We start from the raw sequence: 6,189 nt of genomic DNA, 5'->3' as shown, positions 1-6,189 counted from the left end.
GGTCTGGGGTGTGCGCCAGCGGGTGGGGCCGGGGAAGACGGTGTGGGCGGAGGTAGAGGCCCTGGGCCTTATCCCCAGTGCCGCAAAGCCATAGCCCACCTCGGGTGTCGTGCCCGAACCGGTGCTCCAACCTCCGAGGTTGCAGCACCGGTCGTCAAAGACTCTTGGTGGGCATCAGCGAGAGAACCCGATGAGCATGGGGCGATCCTCCATCCGTCCCCACACCAGAATTCCTGGCAGGCCGCCGAAGAACGACTCCACGGTGTTGTCGGGAGCGTCCAGATGAACTTTGATCTCTTCAGGGATGTCCAGAGACAATGCGGCCTGTGAAGAGATGCTCAGTTGAAGTGAGTTGCCCTCCTTCACTGCCCGCAGAATCCCACCATAGTGAGTCCTCCCGCCGCTACTGAGACAATAAGTATCCATACCCAGCGAGACATCTTGGTCGTCAGGCTCGTATGCGGTCCGCTGGATCGACAGGACGAAGCCGCTGCCGTCACCGCGTTCCGAGAATCCTGCCTCAATGACTTCGTCGACTTCATCCTCCTCATAGCCGACAGATCGAGCGGTTATCTCCATCGTCACCTCCTCCTCCGACCGCCATTGGCGGTCCAGTCGCCAGCTCCGAGTGGGCTGGCCCATGAATACACTACGTTCACCCCGAGCTCGTTGACCATTCGGTTCATTGCCCCCCTGCATCGAGGACACGGAGGCCGCTGACCGAAGAGCCGGACTGTCTCTCCCTTATTCACAGCGATGATTCCAGCGTAGGGATCGCCGAGGATGGGATTCTTCCCTGCCGAAGCTCCGGACATCCGAGCAACACGATTCTCCGTGTGTGTCGCGGCTTCGGTGTTGTACCCCCCGCCCAATGCCTTCTCCGGGTCCGATGCGTTCCCGCTGCGCACAGAGTACGACAATCGAACGTCACCGTTCACGTCCTCGATATCAACATCAGCAGTGTGGCCGGGAGCATCGCAGTTATGGACGAGGACCGGAACTGCCCCCGCCAGCACATAGTACGTATGAATCTCATCGATCGAGAGGTCATACGTCCGCTGCCGCTCTTCGAAGCTCCGTGCCCCCTCCACCGTGACCGTTTCCCCGCCCGGCGTCCGGAGCGTCATCCCCGGCCACAGATCACCGGCTTCAACCCACTTGTCCTCCGAGTTCACCCAGAACGGATGGGTCGTCGTGGAGACCAGTTCGGCCGGGTCCCCGGACTTCGCGCGAATGGTGAGGTCGACGAACTCCTTGTCGTCCTCCGTCACGATCGTGTCCGCGACCTCGCGGGTCGTCGTCTCACCGGTCTCGGGGTCGGTGACCGTGACCCTGTCGCCTGGCTTGACGGCCTCGATGGGTTTCTTCGTGCCGTCGGCGAGGAGGACGAGGGTGCCGGGAAGGAAACTGTGGCACCTGTCCTTCTTCATCAGCTTCGCAAGCGCCGCATCCGCCTTGGCAGCCGCCGCCTTCGCCTTCACCCGGGCAACGGCAAGCGCGCCCTTCGCCTTGTCCAGGCTGGACATGGCCCCGGCGATGGCGTCGCCCGCCTTGAAGTAGCTGCGGACGCCGCCGATGAGGTCGCCGACCAGACCGGCGACCCGCTTGGCGAGCTTCGCGCCCTTGGCCCAGTTCCAGGGGACGCCGTACTTCGCGAGGATCTTGCCGGCGAGGCCGCCGGCGAAGCTGCCCGCGACGTTGAGGAGGGTTTCGCCGCAGGCGGCGAGGTCGCCGCTGGAGAAGCAGTCCATGGCGGCGTCGACGCCGATGAGTTGTTTGACGATCTTGACGAGGGCTTTTCCGGCGGTGGCGATGCGCTTCTTGGCGCGGGTCTGCTGGCCCTTGGCGCGGGTGACCTGTTGGTGGGCGTGGTCGACCTCGGCTTCGGCCTTCTCGGGGGCGGTCTGCTGGTCCTCGCACATCCAGCCGGGCTTGCCTCCGGCGCAGCTGGGGACGAGGCCGGTGGGGTCGGAGAGGGTGACGGGCGAGTTGTAGGCGTAGGCGTAGGCGTTGAGTTGCTCGGGCAGCGAGTAGTCGATGACGGGGTCGACGGAGATGAATCTGCCGAGTTTCGCGTCGTACTCGCGCGCCCCGAGGTGGGTCAGTCCGGTCGACGTGTCGATGGTGCCGCCGACGAAGCCCTTCTCCCCGGGCCAGGTGCCCGCGTCCTGGCCTCGGGCCATGCCGAAGGGGTCGAAGCGCCGTTGGGAGACGGCGCTGGTGGCCGCGTTGATGGCCTGTTCGCCGGTGCCGTGGTGGTCCTGGACGAGGAAGGAGAGCTGGTTGTCGTTCTGCCGGACGGCGATGGACTGGCCGCCGAAGCTGTAGTAGCGGGTGGCTTCGACCGCGGTGCCGTTCTTGGGCAGGCGCAGTTCCATGCCGGGCAGATAGACGGTGGTCGCGTTCTTGTCACGGCGCAGGACGCGGTTGCCGGAGGCGTCGTAGATGTTGTCCGTCTCGGTGGCGTCGGCCTCGACGACCTTGGTGAGTTCGCCGCTTCCGTTCCACTGGAAGTCCTGGGTCTTGTTGTCGGTGGTGCGGGCGTCGAGGTTGCCGGAGGCGTCGTAGGCGAAGGTGGTGGGTTTGCCGGGGGCCGAGGTGTCGTCGACCCGGGTGAGGGCGTGCGGGCCGGCCGGGCCCTCGCCGTAGGTGTAGTTGCGGGTGACGTTCTTCGTCGCGTCGAGCCCGGTGTCGTGGGTGACGTCCTTGACGCGGTTGCCGATGGCGTCGGTCTCGTAGGACTTCCAGTACGGGGCGGGGCCGCCCAGCGCCTTGGTGCCGGGTGCCGCCGCGCAGGCCGCCGGGGCCGTTCCCGTACCGCCGACGGTGCCGGAGCCGTCCGCCTCGGTCGCGGTGGCCCCGGGGGTCCATGCCTCGGCGAGGGTCTGGCGGTTGCTGTAGGAGAAGCACTGCACATCGGGGCTGAGGCCGGAGGTGTCGGCGATGGACAGGACGTTTCCGGACTGGTCGTACGAGTAGTTCGACGCCTTGGCCGGGCCGGTGACGCCCTCGATGTCGACCACGGCGCGGGTGAGACGGTCGGTGCCGCGCTCGTAGGTGAAGCTCTGCTGGACCTTGCGGCCGGTGCCGTTGGACAGGTGCAGCGCCTTGAGCTGGCTGGTGGGGGTGTACTGGGTGGCGCTGACGTAGGGGGTGTGGCCGGTCATCGAGGTCGGGCGCTGGAGATCGTCGTAGCCGAAGGCGATGGCTTCCCCGCCGAGCGCGCCCGCGCCCGGCATACCCTGGCTCTTGACCGTTCCGTCCGGGTTGTACGTACTGGTGAAGGTGTAGGTACCGGCCAGGGCGCCTTCGGTGGTCGGGACCGTGTGGTCGACCTTCTCCACCCGGTACAGCGCGTCCATGTCCTTGGTGATGGTCGCGAAGTACTGGGTGGCGTTGATGTAGCGCAGGGACGCCCAGGCGTGGCCCAGCCAGCCGGCCTTGTCGTAGTACGTCTCGGTCAGCTTGGTACCGGTGACCGGGGCGCCCTCCCAGGTGGTCTTGGGACGACCGAGCTGGTCGTAGACGGTGGAGGTCGTCTTGGCGCGGGCGTCGGTGGTGCTGACGGGCCGGTCCAGCTCGTCGTAGACGGTGGTCGACACCCCGGCGTCCGGGTCGATGGACTTGGTCTTGCGGCCGAGCTGGTCGTACTCGTACCGCCAGACGTTGTTCGCGGCGTCGGTGACCGTCTCCAGCTGGCCCGCCGAGGTGTGGGTGTAGGTGGTGGTGTCGTACTGGGACCCGGGGCCGTTCGGCAGCGGCGAGGGGGTGTTGTAGTGCCGTAGTTCGGTCGCCCGGCCCTGGGCGTCGGTGATCGTGGTGGTGGGGCGCTTGCCGGTGGGCGGGTCGACATGGGTGCGGTCGCCCTCGTACGCGGTGGTGGTGCGCCACTGCTCGACACCGGCGATCTGGAAGATCTCGGCGGTGGGGCGGCCCAGTGCGTCGTACTCGGTGACGGTCTGACCGCCGACCTCGCCGTTGGCGACGGTGGCGACCCGGTCCTGGGGGGCGCCGAGCGCGTTGAAGGTCTCATTGACCTTCTTGATCTTTCCGGCGCCGTCGTAGAAGACCTCGCCGATCATCCGGCTGCCGTTCGGCCCCTCGGTCTGCTTCTGGCGGGGCCGCAGAAAGCTGTCGTAGTGCTGGTACTCGACTCCGTAGGTGCTGTCGTTCTCCAGCTTCTCCGTCTTGATGGCCACGACGTCGTCACGCCGGACGTTGTACGAGTGCTTGATGCTGGGGCTGAGGGACTTGGGGCGGTTCGCGAACCAGACGGAGGTCAGCCGGCCCAGTGCGTCATAGGCCAGGTCGGTGCGTTTGCCGTTGGGGTCGGTCTGGCCGGTGGAGGCGCCCCAGGCGGGGGCGTAGTCGGTGGTGGTGATGTGGTTGAGGGCGTTGGTGACCTTCGTCTGGGAGATCAGGCCGTTGACATCGGTGTACGCGGTCTTGGTCTCGGCCAGTTTGGCGTCCCGCTGGAGGGTGGGACGGCCGAAGAGGTCGTACTCGGTGGTGCCGGTGATCTGATAGGTGGCGGCGGTGCCGTTGTGCGCGGTCAGGCGCTCGGTCTGGGTGGCCTCGCCCCGGGTGGGGGCGGCACCGACGGCGAGTTTGTCGTACGCGGTCCGCTCGTCCTTGATGACGTGTTTGCTGCGGTCGGGGGTGACCGTGCAGGCCACGGAGAGCGACTCGCTGCGGGACGGCAGGTCGACGAGGTTGAGGGCCGGGTTGTCGGCGTACCACAGCCGGGTGCAGGTGTCGTCCCCGGCGGTGCTCAGGTCGCCCAGGTCATTGGTCTCGGTGAGCCGTCCGGTACGGCCCGTCGTCTCGAACTCGGAGACGGACTTGGTGGTGCGCCAGGTGCCGTTGCCGAGGAGGGAGTAGCCGCGTGTGACCCGCGGTTTGACGATGGTGGCCTTGGTGACGATCGAGGGTGCGGACCCCATGGGGCGGGTCCGGGTCGCGGTGTCGTGTTTCCATGGTTCGTTGATCGACTTGGCGATGACCTGGCCGTTGTCGTAGGTCTTCGCCTCCAGTTCAAAGCCGGTGTACTCCTTGTGCCCGGTGAAGACGGCCCCGGTGGAGTCGGTCACCTGCTCGGTACGGGTGCCGCCGCCGGGTGCCTTGTCGCCGTGCAGGCCCTGGAGGTAGGTGTAGTCGATCCGGGTCCTGAGGTTCTGGCGGCTGCCGCTCAGCACCGTGACCTGCCCGTATCCCTGCCACTGGCCCCAGGTCAGGAACTTGTCGTCGGTGATGCCGTCCCGCTCGGCGTGCCGCCAGCCCGCCGGGCCGTTGTACGCGTACTGGGTGACCAGATCCTCGCCGCCGCCAGTGCGGTCGGTCTCGGTGATCTCGGCGACCACGTATTTGTGGAACCAGTCGGTACGTTCGGTGATGGCGCCCGGAGGCATCCATTTCACCGGATAGCAGCGCTTGGTGGAGGATCCCGGCTGGGGCAGTGTGGCGGGGGTGCAGTCGGCCGGGGCGTAGGTGACATCGAGTTGTGCGCCGGTCTCGCTCAGTACGGTGGCGAGCCGGAAGCGGTGGATGGCGTCGATGTTGTCGGTGGCGCTGTCGACCCGGTTCTTGCGGTGTTCGCCGCCGAGGTCGAGCGAAGGCAGCGCGATCGGGCCCCCGCCCTGGCCCAGATGGTTGGCCCTGCCCTCATGGCCGATCTTGGAGAGCCAGAGCGTCTTGGTGTCGTCGCCGTTGTCCGTGAAGAAGTGGGTGAGGGTCCAGGCGTCGACATCGGCCCAGTCGGTGGCGGCCGGGCCGGTGCTCATCTGGGTGGTGATGCCGGTGAGCCGCTTGGTGGTCCAGAAGGTCGGGGACGCCTGGGTGATCGTGCACTTCGTGCCGGGTCTGCAGTTCCGGTCGACCGGGGTGTCCGGCCAGCGGGCCGCGTTGGCGGCGGTGAACTTGGACTCGGCGCAGTCGAAGGCCGCGTCCGGCAGACAGCGTTCCTCGGTCCGGAACACCACCCGGGCCGGTGCCTTGGTGGTGTGGACGGCCCCGGCGCGCTGGCCGTAGTCGATCCGCTTGAGATAGCCGCCCCGGGTGTAGGCGGTGCCGTTGACGTCCGTCTTGCCGTTGAGGGCGTAGTGGTTGGTCTCGGCGCCGTAGTAGTACGACATCACATTGCCGCGGGCGTCCTTGACATGGTCGAGGTTCCACCGCCACGCCTGCTTGCAG

2 protein-coding genes are annotated in these 6,189 nt (G+C 67.0%); both read right to left on the bottom strand.

Annotation, left to right across the window (positions count from 1 at the left end; all coding sequences use genetic code 11):
* Nucleotides 1-174 precede the first annotated feature (174 nt).
* Nucleotides 175-579: an Imm10 family immunity protein gene (locus ACWF94_RS30115; RefSeq protein ID WP_453495438.1), complete on the bottom strand. Its 405-nt coding sequence runs from the start codon at nucleotides 577-579 to the stop codon at nucleotides 175-177.
* A 2-nt stretch (nucleotides 580-581) separates the two neighbouring features.
* On the bottom strand, nucleotides 582-6,189 hold a 5,608-nt coding region (locus ACWF94_RS30110), incomplete at its 5' end, for a polymorphic toxin-type HINT domain-containing protein (protein ID WP_453495435.1).

It is taken from the genome of Streptomyces sp. NPDC055078 (genome assembly GCF_053607985.1).
This window is presented reverse-complemented; position numbering and strand designations above follow the sequence as displayed.

Bases quoted from the DNA above. Each gene is read 5' to 3' on its own strand.
- ACWF94_RS30115 (WP_453495438.1), bottom strand. From the start codon at position 579: ATGGAGATAACCGCTCGATCTGTCGGCTATGAGGAGGATGAAGTCGAC.